Source organism: Hymenobacter sp. M1-2 (assembly GCF_057808495.1).
On record NZ_JBTYZO010000007.1, the window covers coordinates 76720 to 96434 of the forward strand.

Annotated in this window: 17 protein-coding genes; 12 read left to right on the forward strand and 5 right to left on the reverse strand. The window is 57.9% G+C overall.

The window, feature by feature from the left end:
- Positions 1–162: 162 nt before the first annotated feature.
- The 4 genes from ACYSMN_RS08645 to tsaD all read right to left on the reverse strand — a co-directional run bounded on the left by ACYSMN_RS08645 (position 163) and on the right by tsaD (position 3627).
- On the reverse strand, positions 163–660 hold the full coding sequence (locus ACYSMN_RS08645) for an HNH endonuclease (RefSeq protein ID WP_488923464.1): 498 nt from the start codon (positions 658–660) through the stop codon (positions 163–165).
- A 378-nt stretch (positions 661–1038) separates the two neighbouring features.
- Complete coding sequence (locus ACYSMN_RS08650; protein ID WP_488923465.1) at positions 1039–1842, reverse strand: C40 family peptidase; 804 nt, start codon at positions 1840–1842, stop codon at positions 1039–1041.
- A 168-nt stretch (positions 1843–2010) separates the two neighbouring features.
- Positions 2011–2484, reverse strand: coding sequence for an SsrA-binding protein SmpB (gene smpB, locus ACYSMN_RS08655; RefSeq protein WP_488923466.1), 474 nt, complete (start codon positions 2482–2484; stop codon positions 2011–2013).
- 132 nt (positions 2485–2616) lie between these two features.
- Positions 2617–3627, reverse strand: a complete 1011-nt coding sequence (tsaD, locus tag ACYSMN_RS08660) for a tRNA (adenosine(37)-N6)-threonylcarbamoyltransferase complex transferase subunit TsaD (RefSeq protein ID WP_488923586.1) — start codon at positions 3625–3627, stop codon at positions 2617–2619.
- 247 nt (positions 3628–3874) lie between these two features.
- Here tsaD and ACYSMN_RS08665 point away from each other — a divergent pair, with 247 nt between their 5' ends.
- From ACYSMN_RS08665 to ACYSMN_RS08705, 9 genes are all read left to right on the forward strand, one after another.
- On the forward strand, positions 3875–8455 hold the full coding sequence (locus tag ACYSMN_RS08665; RefSeq protein WP_488923467.1) for a translocation/assembly module TamB domain-containing protein: 4581 nt from the start codon (positions 3875–3877) through the stop codon (positions 8453–8455).
- A 126-nt stretch (positions 8456–8581) separates the two neighbouring features.
- Positions 8582–9475 carry a cell division protein FtsX gene (locus ACYSMN_RS08670; RefSeq protein ID WP_488923468.1) on the forward strand — a complete coding sequence of 298 codons (894 nt, stop codon included), beginning with the start codon at positions 8582–8584 and terminating at the stop codon, positions 9473–9475.
- Between the two features lie 21 nt (positions 9476–9496).
- On the forward strand, positions 9497–9892 hold the full coding sequence (locus ACYSMN_RS08675; RefSeq protein WP_488923469.1) for a four helix bundle protein: 396 nt from the start codon (positions 9497–9499) through the stop codon (positions 9890–9892).
- An 18-nt stretch (positions 9893–9910) separates the two neighbouring features.
- A complete protein-coding gene (locus tag ACYSMN_RS08680) occupies positions 9911–10213 on the forward strand; it encodes a DUF3098 domain-containing protein (protein ID WP_488923470.1) in 303 nt (100 codons plus the stop codon).
- A 120-nt stretch (positions 10214–10333) separates the two neighbouring features.
- Positions 10334–11122 (forward strand): undecaprenyl-diphosphate phosphatase, encoded by a 789-nt coding sequence (locus tag ACYSMN_RS08685; protein ID WP_488923471.1) that lies wholly within the window; start codon positions 10334–10336, stop codon positions 11120–11122.
- 7 nt (positions 11123–11129) lie between these two features.
- The gene (truB, locus tag ACYSMN_RS08690) at positions 11130–11942 is read left to right on the forward strand and encodes a tRNA pseudouridine(55) synthase TruB (RefSeq protein WP_488923472.1); all 813 of its coding nucleotides are present in this window, start codon (positions 11130–11132) and stop codon (positions 11940–11942) included.
- Positions 11943–12073: 131 nt separating this feature from the next.
- Positions 12074–13027 (forward strand): bifunctional riboflavin kinase/FAD synthetase, encoded by a 954-nt coding sequence (locus ACYSMN_RS08695; protein WP_488923473.1) that lies wholly within the window; start codon positions 12074–12076, stop codon positions 13025–13027.
- Between the two features lie 344 nt (positions 13028–13371).
- Positions 13372–14064, forward strand: a complete 693-nt coding sequence (locus ACYSMN_RS08700) for a CoA transferase subunit A (protein ID WP_488923474.1) — start codon at positions 13372–13374, stop codon at positions 14062–14064.
- A 105-nt stretch (positions 14065–14169) separates the two neighbouring features.
- Positions 14170–14826, forward strand: a complete 657-nt coding sequence (locus ACYSMN_RS08705) for a CoA transferase subunit B (protein ID WP_488923475.1) — start codon at positions 14170–14172, stop codon at positions 14824–14826.
- A 673-nt stretch (positions 14827–15499) separates the two neighbouring features.
- Here the strand turns inward: ACYSMN_RS08705 and ACYSMN_RS08710 are convergent.
- On the reverse strand, positions 15500–15976 hold the full coding sequence (locus tag ACYSMN_RS08710) for a hypothetical protein (protein WP_488923476.1): 477 nt from the start codon (positions 15974–15976) through the stop codon (positions 15500–15502).
- A 387-nt stretch (positions 15977–16363) separates the two neighbouring features.
- Between ACYSMN_RS08710 and ACYSMN_RS08715 the strand changes: the two genes are divergently transcribed.
- The 3 genes from ACYSMN_RS08715 to ACYSMN_RS08725 all read left to right on the forward strand — a co-directional run bounded on the left by ACYSMN_RS08715 (position 16364) and on the right by ACYSMN_RS08725 (position 19526).
- Positions 16364–18007 carry a GNAT family N-acetyltransferase gene (locus ACYSMN_RS08715; protein ID WP_488923587.1) on the forward strand — a complete coding sequence of 548 codons (1644 nt, stop codon included), beginning with the start codon at positions 16364–16366 and terminating at the stop codon, positions 18005–18007.
- Between the two features lie 167 nt (positions 18008–18174).
- The gene (locus ACYSMN_RS08720; RefSeq protein ID WP_488923477.1) at positions 18175–18624 is read left to right on the forward strand and encodes an RDD family protein; all 450 of its coding nucleotides are present in this window, start codon (positions 18175–18177) and stop codon (positions 18622–18624) included.
- A gap of 182 nt (positions 18625–18806) precedes the next feature.
- Positions 18807–19526: an SDR family oxidoreductase gene (locus ACYSMN_RS08725; RefSeq protein WP_488923478.1), complete on the forward strand. Its 720-nt coding sequence runs from the start codon at positions 18807–18809 to the stop codon at positions 19524–19526.
- Positions 19527–19715: the final 189 nt, after the last annotated feature.

The following is a 19715-nucleotide window of genomic DNA, read 5'->3' on the forward strand; positions in this document are numbered from 1 at the left end:
GCCCCAGCTCTCGAAAAGAGTTGGGGCTTTTGTCTGTAAAGACACCGTGACTTGTAAGCTCAATTTCTTGAGACAGATTGGATTTGTACTTCATCTCAACACGGGGCGAAACCACTCGGCGGCTAGGCCATAAAAAAAGCCGGCAAGCAATAGCTTCCGGCTTTAGTTGTTGAGATAGGCGTGCCAGTTCTGGTCTATGGTCCCAGCACTGAGTTTGAGAAAGCCCGAAAGCGTAGGCTTCTTGGGCTGCTGCCTTATCGTGAGGCCGGCTTCTTGCGGGGTGCGGTGGCCTTTGGCGTGGTTGCACCGCGCGCAAGCCGTGAGCAGATTGCTCCAACTACTATCGCCACCGCGGGAACGAGGCATTACGTGGTCGAGCGTCAGGTTTTTGGTGGAGCCGCAGTACTGGCACTCGAAATGGTCGCGCTTCATAATGTTGTGGCGGCTGAGGGCAATGCCTTTGTAGGGCACGCGCACATAACGCTGCAACCGAATGATACTGGGCTTGGGATACGCCGTGCTAACCGTGCGCAGAACGCCGTTTTCCGACCGGGCTATCATCTCGGCTTTGTCGAGAAATAGCAGGACGAAGGCCTTCTGCACGCTGCACAGCGTGATGGCGGTGTAATCGCCGTTGAGGACTAAGACTTTTTGATCCATACGCGCTTGAGGGTGGAATCATCGGGTTCAGCGAAAGCTAGATGATTCTAAGCGCATTAACAACAGCTCAGAAGTTTAGTTTCTGTTAGCTCAACGAAGTATTGCTTCAACAACCCCCAGCAATGGCCTGGCAGCAGTCTTAAGCTGACGGTAGTCGGCGAAGACTGCCAGCCACGGAGCTTGGCAAGTCTTCAGACTTGCGGTATTAGAAGTTGCGGTGTGTTTGCCGGTTGTCAGTCTGAAAAATCTTCAGAAGTTGCGGCGTGTTTGCCGGTTGTCAGTCTGAAGACTGACTGGGCTTCGTGGCTGGCAGTCACGCCGACTGCGTCGGCTTAAGACTGCCGCCAGTTCGCCCGCCAGTTCGCCGCTAGTTTGCTTCTACTCCGCCAGGATTCGTTTGATGAGGCGCAGTTTGTGGGTGTACTTCTGCCGGTCGCGGTTGAAGATGCCGTTGTGGTCGAGCGGGTCGATGCGGACTTCGCCGCTGGCGTGCAGAATCTGCTGGTCTTCCAGCAGCAGGCCCACGTGCACAATATTACCTTCGGCGTTGTCGAAGAAAGCCAGGTCGCCGGGTTGGGTTTGGGCTACGAAGTGCACGGTTTGGCCGAGTGCAATCTGCTGGCGGGCATCGCGTGGTAGTTGGACGCCCACCAGACCGTAGAGTTGCTGCATCAGGCCCGAGCAGTCGATGCCGAAGAGGCTTTTGCCGCCCCACAAGTAAGGCGCTTTGAGGTAGATGAGGGCCATTTTCTGGAGCAACCGCAGGCGCTGGTCGATGGGACCGTGCGGGCCGTGGCCGTTCTGCGGATTGGTAGCGGCCCCGTTGTAGAACATCTGCCGCTCCCCTATTCGCAGCGTCATGCCATCAAAAAATGGGAGCCGGGAGCCTAGCTGTACCGGAATGCGGATGTCGGTGCTGCTCACCATCTGCACCACATCGAGCGTGCGCGGATGGTCCTGGGCCTGCCAGGCGGCCAGGTAGTCGTTGCTCACGGGCGTGTGCTGCTTGAGGTCCATCCAGCCCACGTACTGGTCGGCGGCCGTCCGGACCTGAATCCACTGCCCTTGCGTGAGCAGAATAGAGTAGCACTCCCCAAAAATGAGCTGCGTAACTATTTCGGCCTTATCGGTAGGCTCGGTGCGCACCGGCACAATGCTCAGAGCGCAGATTCCGTGTTCCAAATCAGTGAGTGAATGAGTGGATGGGCGAATGAGTGAATAGCGGTAAACGTGGCTGGCACCTTATTCATCCTTGGTTCACAACAACGGCACGAAGCTCCCGCTTAAACCGCAACCGGCCAAACATCTGACAAAAATCTTCCCTCATTCCTCTATACACTCATTCACTCATTAATACTCGCGGGCGCGGTCCATTTCGCGCTTCTGGTCCTTGGCTTTGAGGTCGTCGCGCTTGTCGAAAAGCTTTTTGCCTTTGGCTAAGGCAATTTCCAGCTTGGCAAAGCCCCGCTCGCTCACGTACATGCGCAGCGGAATAATGGTGAGCCCCTGCTCCTGTCCCTTATTAGCTAACTGTTTCAATTCGCGCTTGTTGAGGAGCAGCTTGCGGGCGCGGGTGGGCTCGTGGTTGTTGTAGGTACCTTCGGTGTACTTGGCAATCGTGACGTTGTGCAGCCACAGGCTGCCGTCGGGATGGAAGGTGCAGAAGCCATCCTGTAATTGCACGCTGCCTTCGCGGATGCTTTTGATTTCGGTGCCTTGCAGCATGATGCCGGCGTCGTACTTCACCAGGAAAGCGTATTCGTGGCTGGCGCGGCGGTTTTGGATATTGATGCGCTTCGGCGCGTCGTCTTTTTTGGTAGCCATAAGTAGAGAAGCCGCTTGGGCAGCGGCGTAAGCAAGTTCGCAAATGCGGGCGGCAAGGTTGCGAATTATTTCGCGTGGAAAGCTGCTGGCTGGTTTGGGCTGGTGGTTGAGGCTGCAGCAAACCTGCACGTACTACAGCAGTTTCAAGCGGGGGTCGGAGCTGACGAGCTGGGTGGCAAAGTCGCCGGCCTCGTACTGAAACTGGGCCGTGATGGCCACCATGCCCGCATTGTCGGTGCAATATTGGAAAGCAGGAATGAACACCTGCCAGCCTTGAGCGGCAGCCTCATCTTGCAGGGCCTGGCGCAGACCAGAATTGGCGGCCACCCCGCCCGCCAGCGCAATCTGCGTCAGGCCTTTGTCCGCGGCGGCGCGGCGCAACTGGCGGAGCAGCGTTTGGATGATGGTGTACTGAATACTGGCGCAGAGGTCGGCTAGGTTTTCTTGTATGAAGTTGGGGTTTTGGGCGGTTTCTTTCTTCAGGAAATAGAGCACTGCCGTTTTCAAGCCGCTGAAGCTGAAATCGTAGCCGGGCATGGCCCCCACCGGGAACGGGAAGCGGGTGGGGTTTCCTTCGCGGGCCAGCTTATCCAAGTGCGGGCCGCCGGGATAGGGCAAGCCGAGCAGCTTGGCGGTTTTGTCGAAGGCTTCGCCGGCCGCATCGTCGATGGTTTGGCCAATGATTTCCATCTCCAACGCGCTCCGCACTACCACCAGTTGAGTATGGCCGCCACTGACGGTAAGGCACAGAAACGGAAACACTGGCCGCGGCTCCTCAATGAAGTGCGCCAGAATGTGGGCCCGCATGTGGTTTACGGCAATCAGCGGCTTGCCGAGAGCCAGAGCCAAGGTTTTAGCGAACATCCCGCCTACCAACAAAGACCCCAGCAAGCCCGGTCCTTGCGTGAATGCTACGGCGTCGAGGTCTTGTTTGGTGACGTCTGCTTTTTGTAGCGCCGCTTCCACCACTGGAATCAGGTGCTGCTGGTGGGCGCGGGAAGCTAGTTCGGGCACCACGCCGCCGTACTGCTCGTGCACTTGCTGCGTAGCCACCACGTTGGCGCGGATTTCACCGGCTACCAGCACGGCGGCCGAAGTGTCGTCGCAGGAAGATTCGATGGCGAGAATGGTGGGCTGAGGCATAGTATGTAGCGCGAAGCTCGGGCTGCGCGTATCGATGAACAACAATCGTTGAGATGGCACAGGTCTTGCGCAAAGCAAGGTGCTTCGCAGTACAGACAGACGGAACCGGTGCCAAAGTTCGTTAAAACTGCCAACCTGTAACCGCTGCCGTTCGTTGGTGCGGCAACCGAAACGCGGCCGGGCGCATCTGGCAGGCAAGCGGCAACCCTGTATCTTCGCTCCGATATCTTTTTCATTTCTTCGCGCTGTGCCCCGTTTCGTCTCCATTCTGCTCAAAGTACTGCTAGCACTGGTCCTGGTGCTGGTAGTGGCGACGGCGGGCGTGTTGGTGGCTTTGCGCATTCCGAGCGTGCAAACGCGGCTGGTGCAGGAAGCCGCCGCCATCCTTACCAACAAGCTCGGGCAGAAAGTAATAGTGGGGCGGGTGGATGTGCGGCCCTTCTCGCGGGTGTTGCTGGAAGGCGTGCGGGTGCTGGACCGCCAGGGTGGCGAACTGTTCAACATTGGTCGGGCCGATGCCGACATCAGTCTTTTCAGCCTCTTCGACCCGAGCCACTTGCACGTAGGCAAGCTCACGCTGGAGGAGCCGCGCTTCGCCCAGATCACCTACGCCAACCAGCCCGACTCCACCAACCTTTCGCAGTTTCTGGCCGCCGTACGGCGGCTCGTCGGCCCATCCGATACCACGAAGAAAACCACCAAGCCGTTCGACTTCAAAATCAACGCCATCAGCCTGCGCAACGGCCGCTTCGTGCTCGACAAGAAAAACCGGCCCAAGGAACCCTACTACGGCCGCTCGATGGACTACGCGCACATGCACATCGACAGCATCTACGCGGATTTTTCGCAGATCTGGCTGCGCGGCGACACGATTCATTCCCAAATTGATGGCTTGCGGGCCGTGGATTCGCCTTCCAACACCCGCTTGCACGAGCTGACGGCCAACATGACCTACGCCGGTAAGTTTTGGGAATTTTCGGGACTGAATCTGCGCGTTGGTAACAGCCAATTACTCAATTATCTGCGCTTTGAATACCAGCACTTCCTCAACTTCACCAACTTCAACGACTCCGTGCGGGTGGTGGCGCGGCTGGGCCCGTCTCGGATAACTTCCGACGATATCGCGCAGTTTGCGCCGCAGCCGTTTATGCGGAACCTGAAAGAATCGGTGCTGCTGGCGGGCGAGGCCAAGGGCTACGTGAAGAATTTCACTACCAAGAACCTCGACATCACCTACGGCCGCAACACGCACGTGGTGGGCAACATCAACGTGGAAGGGCTGCCCAACTTAAAGGAAAGCTTTGTGGAGATGCGCTTGCGGCCTTCCGTGATTGACGGGCGCGATATCCGCAAGTACATTCCGGCTTCCGGCTGGCCCTACGTGGAGCGGCTCGGCACGGTAAAGCTGAAAGGCCAATTCCTGGGGTTCTACAACGACTTTGTAGCGAATGGCTCTTTCCAGACGGCACTGGGTTCGGTGGTGTCCGACGTCAACCTAAAATTCAAGACCGACCCGCGTTTTTCTTCTTACGAAGGCGATGTGCGGACCACCGACTTTCAGTTGGGCAAGCTGCTGGGCAAGGAAAAAGTGGTGCGCGACGTGACCATGAACGGCCGCGTCGAAGGCGTAGGTTTTACCCCGGAACGGGCCAGCGTCACGGCTAATGCCACGGTGCAAAGTATCTGGCTCAATGGCTACCGCTACCGCAACATCAGCACCAACGGCCGTTTCAGCCGCGAATCGTTTACGGGCAAGCTGGCGGCCAACGACCCTAGTTTGCAATTCGACGCTGATGGCAGCATCAACCTCAATAAAAAGAGCCAAGCCTTTGACGTACGGGCCCGGATACGCCGCGCCGACCTGCGCGCGCTCGGCCTCACCAAGCAGAGCGTAACCGTGGCCACCACCGCCGACGTGCAGTTCAAGGGGTTACGTCTTGATGATTTGGTGGGCCACATTCTGCTGCGCAATTCCCGCGTGGGTTACGCTGGCCGCACGGTAGCTGTGGATTCGTTCGATGTGGTGAGTGAGCGGACTGCGGCCCAGCGCCGGCTGGCGGTGCGCTCGGAAGTGCTGAACCTGACGGCCACCGGCAACTTCGACTACACCGAAGTGATTCGTAACGCCCAGATTCTGCTGACCGAATACCAACTCAATTTCGAAAGCAACGAAGCCGCCATTGCCGACTATTACCGCCGCAAGCGGCAGCGCGTGATTCCGGAGTACGCCATCGACTTGGATTTGTACCTGAAAAAGGCTAACCCGGCGTTGCAGTTGTTCGTGCCGGGGCTGCAAGTGGCTAACTATTCGCGCATCGATGGCTCGTTCCGCAACGGGCAAACGTCTATTCTACAGCTTGGCGGCAGCTTCGATACGCTCATTGTGGATAGTGTCCGCACCTACCGCACGGCGTTTGAATTCAACACGTCCAAACTGCCCTACCAGCCGGAAGTGCTGGCGCAGGCCAACGTGACATCGGAACGGCAAGTGCTGCCAAGTTTAGGCCGCACCGAAGGCTTCTACGTGGAAGGCGTGTGGGACCAGAAGCGCATCAACTTCTCGACTTCGTTGGCCCAAACCAACACCACCAACAAGGCCCAGATCAACGGCGCCCTCTCCTTCCTGCCCGATGCCGTGCAAATCGTGTTCCGGCAGTCGGGCGTGAACCTGCTGGATAAGAACTGGACCATCGCGCAGGACAACTCGGTTATTATCTCGAATAAAGGCAAGGAGTTCGACATTCAGAACCTGAGTTTGAGCAACGGCCCGCAGAGCATAATGGCGCAAGGTTTCGTCTCGCAAGATGCCAGCAAGGAGCTGAAGCTCACGGTGAAAGATATGGAGCTGGCCACGCTCGCCTCCCTCACCAAACAAAACATGACGGGCCGGGTGAATGCGGAGGGCACCGTGAGCGGCGTGTACGGGGCGCTGGCCATCAACTCCACCCTCACCGTCGACTCGTTGCACTTCGATAAAGTGCTGATTGGCAACGTGGCGGGCCGCAGTTCCTGGGACAACCGCGCCCGCCAAGCTATACTGGATCTGGACGTGCTGCGCGATGGCCGGCGCGTGTTGCGACTGGCCGGTACCATTGCCCCGTCCCGCGAAAACGAGCAACTTAACCTAACCGGCGTGCTCGACAATGCGCCGGTGAAGCTGGCCGAGCCTTTTCTTAAAACGCTATTCCGGGACTTGGGCGGCACAGCCGTGGGCACTCTGCGCCTGGCCGGCCGCTTCAACCAACCGCACCTCACGGGTACCATCGACGTGAGCAACGGCCAACTCACGTTCATCTATCTGAGCACCACCTACACCTTCGCCGACCGAATTCAGTTCACCGAAGATCGTATTGCCCTGCGCGACATCCGGGTGAAGGACCCGCTGGGCAATGGCGGCGTCGTTTCGGGTGATATTTTTCATGATGGATTCCAGAACATGCGGCTGGCGCTGGAAGCTTCGTTCCGCCGGCTACTGGTGCTCAATACCACCCGCAAAGACAATCAGCTGTACTTCGGGACGGCCTACGCCACTGGCACGGCCCGCGTCAATGGGCCTTCCAGCAACTTGGTGGTGAACGTGCAGGCCCGTTCTGAGCCGGGCACGCGCCTTTCCCTGCCGCTCGACAACGCGGCCCGGGCCGAGAAGGCCAACTACATCCGCTTCGTCAACCGCAACCTCACCGACACGGCCCGTACGCCGGTGCCGGTGGGCGTGCAGGATAAAGTGGACTTGTCGGGTATCCGGCTGAATATGAACCTGGAAGTGACGCCCGATGCCTACGTGGAGATTCTGCTTGATGAGAGTACCGGCGACGTTATTCGGGGCTCGGCGGCCGGGCGGCTGCGTCTCAACATCGACACGCGCGGCGACTTCAATATGTTCGGGCAGCTTGAAATCGTGCGAGGGGCCTACAATTTTACCTTGCAGGGCCTTGTAAACAAGGAATTTGTGGTGCGGCCGGGCGGCACCATCTCCTGGAACGGCGACCCGCTGGCCGGCGAAATGAACGTGACGGCCGCCTACACCCAGCGCACCTCGCTGGCTCCGATCCTGGCCAGCAATAGCGCCGTGGTACCCGTCACGGCCGTGATGAACCTGACCGGCCCGCTACTGCTGCCCGTTATCAAGCTCAACCTGGAATTCAATGATATTCCATCGTCATTGGAAAGTGACTTGGTGCCGTTTCTGTCGTCGTTGCGCAACGATGAGCAGGAGCTGAGCCGGCAGGTGTTCAGTCTGGTGGTGTTCCGGCAGCTGGCGCCGGCTTCGTCGCTCTCCTCCATCAGTTCGTTTCAGGGGCAGAACAACGCGCTGGGCAACAGTCTGGGTCAGATTATTTCCACCCAGCTCGGCGCCCTCACCTCGCAGCTCGACCCGAACCTGGAAATCAGCTTCAACTTTAATGGTATTTCGGCGGAGCAGCTACAGGCGTTGCAAGTGCGGCTGAGCTACTCCTTCCTCAACGGGCGGCTGCGCGTAACGCGCGAAGGCGGCTTCAACAATGGCGTGGTGACGGACGCCAACACCGGCGTTACCACATCAACGACTGGCAATACGTCCCTCATCGGCGACTTGAGCCTGGAATACTACCTGCGCGCCGACGGTAAGTTCCGGGCCAAGCTGCGCTACGAAACCACCCCGCGCGACATCAGCGCTCTGAACACGCTGCAAAACCAGGCTCGGGCTGGCGTTTCGCTGCTGCACACCGAGCAGTTCGATTCGTTTACCGAACTATTCGCCCGCAAGCATCTGCGCCGCCGCGAAATAAATGCCCGCAAAGCCCGCGAAGTCCTCAACGTAGACGACGACCCGAGAACGAATCTGTAGTTGGATAATGGCTAAATGGTTGCATTGTTAAATGGTTGGTCGTTCAACGAGCCGTTAGCACGACCAACCATTTAACAATGCAACCATTTAGCCATTAAACCATCCAACAATTACCTTTGCCCTTCTATGCCCCAACCCCGCCCAACCCGTAAGAAAAAGCTAGGCAGCTACCCGCACACGATGGTCGTGTTTAGCATCACGCTGGCTTTGCTCGTGATTGGGTTGTTTGGGCTGCTGCTGATTCACGCGCACAAGCTCTCTAATCTGGTGAAGGAGAACATTGAGATGCAGGTGTATCTGGAGCGCGACTTGCCCGCGACGGAGCTGCTGCGCCTGCAACAGGACTTCTCGCGCAAGCCCTACATCGCGCAGCGCGACGGCAAAGCGCAGGTCCGGTTTTTGTCGAAGGAAGAAGGCGCCAAGCAGTTCATCGAGCAAACCGGTGAAGACTTCCAGCAATTCCTCGGCGACAACCCGCTCCGCGACGCGTACATCCTGAAAATCAACGCGGCGTATTCCGACTCTTTGCAGATGGGCCGCATTGAGCGGGAACTGAAGGCGGAGCCGGGCGTGCACGAGGTGCAATACGTGCAAAGTCTCATCAGCTCCATCAACGACAACGTGCGCAAGCTTGGCCTCGTGCTGCTAGGCTTCGCGGTGGTGCTCACGTTCGTCGTGACGGTGCTCATCAACAATACCATCAAGCTGGCCCTGTTCTCGCAGCGTTTCCTCATTCGAAGCATGCAACTCGTCGGGGCTACTTCGGTTTTCATTCAGCGCCCCTTCCTGAGCCGCGCCACCTGGCAGGGCTTGGCGAGCGGGATTCTGGCGGGCCTGCTGCTGCTAGCGTTACTCCAATATGCTTACCTGCAAGTCACCGACCTGCGCGTACTCCGCGACGACCAGCTGATTGGAGCCTTGCTGCTAGCAATGGTGGTGCTAGGCTGCGGCATCGGCTTCCTCAGCTCCTACCGCGCCGTGCGCAAGTACTTGGGTATGTCACTAGATGATTTGTATTAATTTGAATTGCTTAATTGATTAATGGTTGAGCAGGAAAGCAGCGAGCGGAAATTTTTGCGGTTGGCCGATCTTGAGTGCTACCGTATCAGCTTCGCGCTCAGCAATGTGGTATGGAATACCGTTTTACTTTGGGCACCTTTGGCGCAGCATACGGTTGGGGAGCAATTCATTCGGTCCGTCGATAGTGTTTCGGCTAACATTGCCGAAGGCTTTGGGCGCTATGGCAAGAAAGATAAAATCAAATTTTACAGAATTGCCCGTGGGTCTTTATTTGAAGCGCTGGACTGGAACGAAAAAGCTAAAGTCCGGCATCTTATTTCACCTGATAACTACTCTCATATTTTCGCCGAGTTACAGCGGCTTCCCAAAGCCATCAATTCGCTCATAAAATACACCAACGACCACCTAGCCATTTAACAATTAAGTCATTTGACCATGCAAGAAACTCCCCGCTTCGCCTTCGGGCCGCGCAACTACCGTCTGATGTTCATTGGCCTGGCTGTGCTGGCCGCCGGCTTCATTACCATGACGCTGGACTCGGCCGACTACGGCGAAGGATTTCTGGGCATCACGCTCGGCCCTATCTTGCTGGTTGTGGGCTTTCTGATTGAGTTCTGGGCCATCATGGCCAAGCCACAGGGCGGAGCCCCAATAGCGCAAGACACCATCACCCGCGACACGCTGGCTCAGCAGCCGACCCCGGCCGCGCCTTCGGCTCCTTCCTACAAGCGCCCCTAGCTGCTGTAGCGCGAAGCTCTGGCTTTGCGCATCGTTGCGGAGGTTGAACAACCGGCGTTAGGTAACAACGACATCGTTCAATGATGCGCGAGGCGGGAGCCTCGCGCTACTTTCTTATTTATGAACTACTGGTACGCGCTGCTGCTGGCTATCGTCGAAGGTCTGACGGAATTTCTGCCGGTTTCCAGCACCGGGCACATGGTTATCGTGGCTAACCTGCTCGGCATCGGGCAGCTGCCCTTCACCGAAACCTATATCACTTCCATTCAGCTGGGCGCCATCCTGTCGGTGGTGGCGCTGTACTGGCGGCGCTTCCTGCAAAGCTTCGATTTCTACGTGAAGCTGCTAGTGGCTTTTCTGCCGTTTGGGCTGCTCGGTTTTCTGCTCAAAGATGTCATTGAGGAGTTACTGAAAAGTGTGACGGTGGTAGCGGCGTCCCTGGTAGTAGGCGGCGTGGTGCTGCTGTTCGTGGACCGTTGGTTTGCGGGCCCGCGCAAAGAAGTGACGACGCCGAGCCTGCCGCAAGCCTTGCGCATCGGGCTGTTTCAATGCCTGGCGCTGATACCCGGCGTGTCGCGCTCGGCGGCTACCATCGTGGGCGGCTTGGCCCAGGGCTTCGACCGTCGTTCGGCGGCGGATTTCTCTTTTTTGCTGGCCGTGCCCACGATGTTCGTCATCACGGCCTACCAGCTGTACAAAACCTACAAAGTAGCCGCCCCTGGCGCCGACGACCTCAAGCTGCTGCTTTTCGGCAACGTGGTGGCTTTCGTGGTGGGGTTGCTGGCCGTCAAGACCTTCGTCAACTTTGTGGCGCGTTTTGGCTTCCGGGCCTTCGGTTTCTACCGCATCATCGTGGGCGTGTTCATCCTAGTGATGATTGCGCTGGGCATCGACCTGAAGCTGATTTAAGCTTAGCATGGACATTTCTTCTTTCGACTTCGAGGCCGGCGAAATCCTGCTGCTCGACAAGCCCCTGACCTGGACCTCGTTCGACGTGGTGCGCAAGGTCAAGAACACGCTGCGCATCAAGAAAATCGGCCACGCCGGCACCCTCGACCCGCTGGCTACCGGTTTGCTCATTCTCTGCACCGGCAAGAAAACCAAGCAGATCGACCAAATTCAGGCCCAGGAAAAAGAGTACACCGGCACCTTCCGCCTCGGTCAAACCACGCCCAGCTTCGACCTGGAAACGCCCGTGGATACGGAGCTGCCCTACGCTCACCTCACGGAAGCCGAAATTCAGGCTGCTACCACTGCTTTTGGAGGGCTGATTGAGCAAACACCACCGCTGTTTTCGGCCGTGAAAGTGAACGGTGAGCGGGCCTACGAAGTAGCTCGCCGCGGCGGAGAAGCCGAAATCAAGAGCAAGCAAGTCACAATCCGGGAGTTTGAAATTACCCGCGTGGCGCTGCCCGAAGTAGATTTTCGGGTGACCTGCTCCAAAGGCACCTACATCCGCAGCCTCGCCCGTGACTTTGGCCTGGCCCTAGGCTGCGGCACCCACCTCACCAAGCTGGTCCGCACCCGCATTGGCCAGTACCGCGTAGAAGAGGCGTTGACGATGGACCAGCTCATTGCCCTGCGCCCACCACGCCCGGAAGGAGAAGCCGAACGGCCTCCGCGCCGGCAGAAGCCGCCCCGCCCCGAGCGCCGCCCCGGCCTGGAGTACTTCAACGCCAACAATTCTGCTCCAGACCCCGCGCCGGCTTCGGAAAGCACCGCCGAATAGCTTTTGTAACATCCTCAACAGCCTGCTTACCGCTGTCAGCTTTTCTGCTAGCCGATGCTTAATCTACTAGCTACTAGCAACGCCTCACAAGCAGTTAGCGAAATACCCTAATCAGCGCAACCCAGCGATTCATGGAAATCATTCACGATCCGGCGCAGTTTCCGCACCTCGGCAATGCCGTAGTGACCAGCGGTACATTCGATGGCGTGCACCTCGGCCACCAGCAGATTCTGCGGCGGCTGCGGGAAGCGGCCGAGCAAAGCGGGGGCCCGGCCGTGGTGATTACCTACTGGCCACACCCGCGCCTGGTGCTCGACCCGCCGCCCAGCCACCCCGAGCCGCTGGATTTGCAGCTGCTCAACACCCTTGACGAGCGCACGCAGAAGCTGGCCGAGTTCGGCGTCGATTATTTGCTTATCGTGCCCTTCACTCGCGAATTTGCGGCCTGGACCTCAGAAGAATACATTCAGCAGATTCTGCTGCGCACCGTGGGCACCAGCAAGCTGGTGATTGGCTACGACCACCGCTTCGGGAAAAACCGGGAAGGCGGTTTCGAGTACCTCAGCCAAAACGCCGACCGCTATGGCATGAGCGTAGAGGAAATTCCGCGCGAAGACGTAGACGCCGTGGGCGTGAGCAGCACCCGTATCCGCCGCGCCCTCGAAAGCGGCGACGTGCTGACCGCCAACCGCTACCTCGGCTACGATTATCCCCTGACGGGCACCGTCGTGAAAGGTCGCCAGCTCGGCCGCACCATCGGCTGGCCCACCGCCAATATTGTGACCGACGAGCCGCTGAAGCTGATTCCGGCGCGGGGCGTCTACGCCGTTATGGCCACCACAGCGGCTGGCACTCATCACCCCGCCATGCTCAACATTGGTGTGCGCCCTACCGTGGGCGGCGACCTGGCCCAAACAGTAGAGGCTCACCTACTCGACTTCGAAGGCGACCTGTACGACCAGCAACTGCGCGTGGAATTCATCGCCCGCCTGCGCGACGAGCAAAAATTCGATGGTTTAGACGCGCTGAAAGCCCAATTAGCGCTGGACGCTGACGAAGCCCGCCGCCATTTGATTGGAGGGTGAAGTGAGAGGTGAGAAATTAGATAACCCAAGTTGCGGACTACAGCTAAGACTAGTTCCCCTCCTTGGAAAGGAGGGGCTAGGGGTGGTTGATTCACGCCAGAACGATTTGTAGAACTAGCTCTAGTATCGTTCAACGCCTGATCAACCACCCCTAGCCCCTCCTTTCCAAGGAGGGGAACTAGTTTTAACGCTAGTCATTAATTGTCTGCAACTTGGGTTAGATATCAGAAGTGAGAGTTGAGACTACCTGCTAGTGATAAATCCAACACGTAAAGTCTCACTTCCCATGTCTCACAGTCTCATATCTATTCTACCTTGCGCCTCTCAACCATCCCACCCTCTTTATGATCAGCAAAGTAGTACCCGACGCCCAAACGGCGCTGCATGGCCTCACCGACGGCATGACGCTCATGCTGGGTGGCTTTGGCCTGTGCGGCATCCCGGAAAATTCCATTCAGGAGATTCTGCGTCTGGGCGTGAAGAACCTCACCTGCATCAGCAACAACGCCGGCGTCGATGACTTTGGCATTGGGCTGCTACTGCAAACCAAGCAGGTGCGCAAGATGATTTCCAGCTACGTGGGCGAGAATGCCGAGTTTGAGCGGCAGTTGCTGAGCGGGGAGTTGGAAGTGGAATTGATTCCGCAAGGCACGCTGGCCGAGCGGTGCCGGGCGGGTGGCGCGGGCATTCCGGCTTTCTACACGCCGGCCGGCTACGGCACCGAAGTGGGCGAAGGCAAAGAAAGCCGCGAGTTCAACGGCAAGATGTACCTGCTGGAAACCGCTCTGCACGCCGATTACGCCTTCGTGAAAGCCTGGAAGGGCGACACGGCCGGCAACCTCATCTATAAAGGCACGGCCCGTAATTTCAACCCCATGATGGCCACGGCCGGTAAAATCACGGTGGCGGAAGTGGAAGAGCTGGTACCCGCCGGCGAGCTGGACCCCAACCAGATTCACACGCCCGGCATTTTCGTGCAGCGCATCTACCAGGGCCAGCACTACGAAAAGCGCATCGAGCAACGGACGACTCGTTGATGTGTCGATTGTTTGATATGCTGATGTGCTAATTGCCTTCTGCCATCAATTCATCAAACGACGGTTGCCAATCAACACATCAGCATATTAGCACATCAAAGAATCATGTTAGACAAACACGGCATCGCCAAGCGCATTGCGCAAGAAGTAAAGAACAATTCCTACGTCAACCTCGGCATTGGTATTCCGACGCTGGTGGCCAACTACATTCCGGCTGGCATCAACGTGGAGTTGCAAAGCGAAAACGGGCTGCTCGGCATGGGACCCTTCCCGACGGAAGACCAAGTAGACCCCGACCTCATCAACGCCGGCAAGCAAACCGTAACCACCCTGCCCGGCTCCAGCATCTTCTCCTCCGCCGACTCATTTGGCATGATCCGCGGCGAGCACGTGGACCTGACCATTCTAGGAGCCATGGAAGTATCGGAAAACGGCGACATCGCCAACTGGAAAATCCCGGGCAAAATGGTGAAAGGCATGGGCGGCGCCATGGACCTCGTGGCCTCGGCCAAGAACATCATCGTCGCTATGCAGCACGTGGCCAAGGACGGTTCGAGCAAGCTGCTGCCGCAGTGCACCTTGCCCATTACCGGCCTGCGCTGCGTGAAGAAAATAGTAACCGAATTAGCCGTACTCGACATAACCCCAAATGGCTTCGTGCTGCGCGAACGGGCACCCGGAGTATCAGTAGAGCAGATTCGGGCTGCCACGGCGGGTAAGCTGGTGGTGCCCGATGAAGTACCGGAGATGCAAGGCGTATAGCTGTCATTCCGAGCGACGCGCGGAATCAGGAGAAGGATATCAGAAGGGGGAGGGGGGACTTCGGAAGTACCCCCTCCCCCTTCCGATATGCGGCCCCGGACCATTTTAGCGGGAGGTCGGTATTTTTTGGTCCGGCTTCCCGCCAAAAAATAGCGAGGCCGGACCAGATTGGCAGGACGCCGGTATTTTTTGATGGCAGCTCGGTATTCTTTGATGGCAGCTCGGACCAGAATGGCAGGAGGCCGGTATTTTTTGGCGGCAGCTCGAACCAGAATGGCGGGAGGTCGCATGAAATTCATCCGGCGGCGCGTAAGGCTAGCTCCCCCAAGTTGCAGACAATTAATGACTAGCGTTAAAACTAGTTCCCCTCCTTGGAAAGGAGGGGCTAGGGGTGGTTGATCAGGCGTTGAACGATACTAGAGCTAGTTCTACAAATCGTTCTGGCGTGAATCAACCACCCCTAGCCCCTCCTTTCCAAGGAGGGGAACTAGCTCCTAACTCTAGTCCGCAACTTAGGCCAGTTAAGGCCAGCTGCTAGCGGTACCTCGCGCCAAATGCTGCAAGCGACTCTTGCTGCTTCAGCATCCGGCCGCTTCCGGGCGCCGGGCGCTTCGCCTGTAATGGTGGCTGCTAACCTCCTCAGATTCCTCGCGCTGCTCGGAATAACAGACAGTTAACGGGTTCGGAGGTAAGCCTGAGCCAGAATACGCTCCGCGGCTTCTTCGGTGAAATGAGAGAAATAGCGCAACAGCTGGGCCAGGGCGGCGGCGGGCGTGAGGCCGCCAGACCGCACGGCTTCGGCCAGATGGTCGGCTAGCGTATCGGGGTGGCTGGTGAGGGCCGGAAACTCGTGGTGCGTTTTGTAGCGGGCCAGAATATCAACCCGCAACTGCGCGGGCGCGCCGGGCACCTGCGTGAGCAGGCGCTCCATCACCAGTTGTACTTCGTCCATGAACAAGGTGCGCACCAAGCCGGGCGGCGTGGGTATGGCCTGCCCGGCGGCGGACACGAGCAGTACGGCCGCCGGCATATCCGGCTGCCAACGAGCTACGTCGGGCGGGGCGCAGAGCCAGGCCGTGGGCGGAAAGCCAGCGGGCTGAGTCAGCAGCCGGCCCAAGGTCTGAAGACGACGTTCTTCGGGCGGAAGCATAGTGCAAGGTACGACGGCTGGACCGGATGCGTTAGGACGATGCCCCGTAGCGCGAAGCTCCGGCTTCGCGCCTCGTTGAGCGATTGAAACCGCGCCGGAGCAACGACCTCGTTCAACCTCAGCAACGATGCGCGAAGCCGGAGCTTCGCGCTACTGGGCTACGGGTTCCACGCCCCACAGCCAGCACTGGCTATTTAGGCGATTCTACCTCTGAATGAGCCTTTTTACCATCCAATTTGTTGTAGCGCCGTAAGACAAGCGCCGTACCCGGCTAGCAGGACGGTATCTTTGTGTCTCTTCCACGACATTCTCCTTCTTCTTTATATGGCAACGAGTTCAAACGGCAAGGCCGGTGGCGGCCACGCCAAAAAGCAAACTTTACCCGGCATGCCCCAGGTAGCCGAACGGCTCACGCCCACGGCTGTTCCGGCCCACAAGCTGGTACTGCGCACCCTGCGCCGCTCCGACTTCAAAGCCGTGAAGGAAATCATGGACAAGGTGTACTCCAACATGGAGGGCTCCTGGTCATCGGACGAGTTTAGTGCCCTGCTCCGTAAGTTTCCCGAGGGCCAGATTGGCATCGAAGACAATGGCCGGCTGGTGGCCGCGGCTCTGGCTATTATCGTGCAGTATTCCGATTTCGGCGACCGGCACACCTACGCCAAAATCACGGGCAACGGCAAGTTCAACACTCACAACCCGGATGGCGACACGCTCTACGGCGTGGACGTGTTCGTGGACCCGGAATACCGCTCCCTGCGCCTGGGGCGCCGCCTCTACGATGCTCGCAAGGAACTATGCGAAAACCTGAACCTGCGCGCCATGGTGGCGGGTGGGCGCATACCGGGCTATGCGGCCTACGCCAATGAAATGACGCCGGCCAAGTACGTAGAGATGGTGCGCAACAAGGAAATCACGGACCCCATCCTCACTTTCCAGCTCGCCAACGAATTCCACGTTCGCAAAATCATCCGTGGCTACCTGCCTTATGATTCCGAATCGAAGGCCTACGCCACGCTGCTGGAATGGCTGAACGTTTACTACGAGGAAGAGGAAAAGCTCATTGGCAACCAGAAAAGCAACGTCCGCATCGGCATCGTGCAGTGGCAGATGCGGGCCACGCGCAGCCTGGAGGACTTGTTGCAGCAGATCGAGTTCTTCGTTGATACTGTGTCGGGCTATAAGTCGGACTGCGTGATGTTCCCGGAGTTCTTCAACGCCCCGCTCATGGCCCTCACCAATGAGGAGTCGCCGTCGGTGGCTATCCGCTCGATGGCGGCTTTCACGGAGCCTATCAAAGCCAAGATGATGGAGCTGGCCGTGAGCTACAACATCAACATTATTGCCGGCTCCATGCCGGTGTATGAGGATGGCAAGCTGCACAACGTGGCCTACCTCTGCCGCCGCGACGGTACCGTGGACGAACAGTACAAGCTGCACGTAACGCCCGACGAGGCCAGCTACTGGGGCATGCGCGGCGGCGACAAACTCAAGTGCTTCGACACTGATTTCGGCAAAATCGGCATTCTGATTTGCTATGATGTGGAGTTCCCGGAACTGGCGCGCATGTTGTCCGACGAGGGCGTGAAAATCCTGTTCGTGCCTTTCTGGACCGACACCAAAAACGCCTACCAGCGGGTGCGCATCTGCGCCCAGGCCCGGGCTATCGAGAACGAGTGCTACGTAGCTATTACCGGCTCGGTGGGCAACCTACCGCGCGTAGAGAACATGGACATTCAGTATTCGCAAAGTGCCGTGTTCAGCCCCTCGGATTTCGCCTTCCCCCACGACGCCATCGTGGCCGAGGCGACGCCAAACACCGAGATGACCCTCATTGCCGACCTCGACCTCGACCTGCTCAAGGATCTGAATACGAGCGGCGCCGTGCGCAACCTGCGCGACCGGCGCCGGGATCTGTATTCGCTAGGCTGGACGGTGAAAAAGACCGAGCGCGACGACGAACTGTTATCTCATGGTTCGGAAGAGCGTCTGCCGCGCACGAGTCGGCGCAAGGCTATTGCGGCCGGCTAAAGGCTGTTTGTTGGCTATAATCCACATTTTAATGCCGGTTGTGCTACTCTACTCGTAGCGCAGCCGGCATTATTTTATTGATAAAAATATTCTAATGCTCTTGTTAAGAACTCAACTTTACCCATCTTACAGCTCCCTTACACACACAACCAACTTTTTTAATGCGCATGGAACCATCTACTACCTCTTCTACCTCATCTTTCAACATTGGCCAGCCTACTACGGGCGCATTGGCAGAAGCGCCCAAGATTAAGCGTTTCGTCAACTACATAATCGACATCATCATCATTGGTGTTGTTGCCAACATTATCATGTATGTGCTGATAATGGTAGGTCTGAGCGGGATTATTGCTTCACTGCTTTCCCTTGTCATCAACCTTGTTGTATCTTACTTCTATTACACCACGCTGGAAGGTAGCTCAGGCCAGACTATCGGCAAACGTGTGACAGGCACCAAGGCGGTGATGGCCGATGGTTCGCCACTTCTGCCCGACGCGCTTCGGACGCGTACTCTGTGGCGTTTGATCCCCCTAGTAGACGCCATAACCTTCTTGCTCGACGGTCCCGGCTGGCACGACCGTTTCTCGGAAACGCGCGTGGTGGAAGTAAAGAGCTAAGCAGCTCTCTTCCCAAGAAATAGCAGCAAACGCCAGTGGTTTTCGAACCACTGGCGTTTGTTTTTTGACGAGCTTCCAAACCCCTCCCCAACTTGCGAGTTTGAAAGAAATGTTTGGAGACTACGCCGCCATATCTTCGAGCCATTAATCGCTCTTCACTCTCTCCTTTTCAAGCCGAACACATGAAACGCGTTCTTATTACCGGGACCAACCGGGGCCTGGGACTCGACCTCACCCGCCAGTCGCTGGAGCGCGGCGACACCGTATTTGCCACCTGCCGCCGCCCCGATGCGGCCACCGACCTGCACGAGCTAGCCGCCCAACACAAGGGTCGCCTCACGCTCGTGCCGCTCGATGTCACGGACGAAGCCAGCATTCAAGCGGCTCTCGCAGTGGTAAAAGCCGCTGCGGATGGCCTCGATCTGCTCATCAACAACGCGGGCGTTTACCCCGGCGCCGGCCCCGAAGACCCCGAAAACCAGCGCTTGGGCCAGTTCACGGCCGATAGTGCCCTGAACGTGCTGCGCGTGAATGCCGTGGGGCCGTTGCTGGTAGCGCAGGCATTTCTTGATTTGCTGCGGGCAGGCACCAAAGCCCGGATCCTGAGTCTATCGTCGGGGCAGGGCTCTTTGACGTGGAAGGCCTCCGGCGACCCCTACCATTACAGCGCCAGCAAAGCCGCCCTCAATATGTACATGCGAGCATTGGCGGCCGAGATTGGGCAGTACGGCGTGCTATCAGTATTGGTAGATCCGGGCTGGGTGCGCACGGGCATGGGCGGCGGTTCGGCCGCGCAAGACCCGGCGGTAGCCGCTAAAGGCATCCTGCGCCTCGCCGACCAACTGCACGCCGAGGAAAACGGCAGCTTCGTAACCTGGCAAAATGAGCATGTGCCGTGGTAAGGCGCTAGATCTTGCTGTATCTGTTGATGGCTGCTTCTACTTATAGAGGCAGCTAGAGGCAGCCATTTTGTTTGTCGCCTTTGTCAAACAAGTCTCCGTCCCCAAACAAAATTGGGCAGCGGGCAAAGACGAGATTAAAGTTGAATTAAATCGTGTGAAGTCAAAATCCATAGCCGAAGCCCAGCCGTA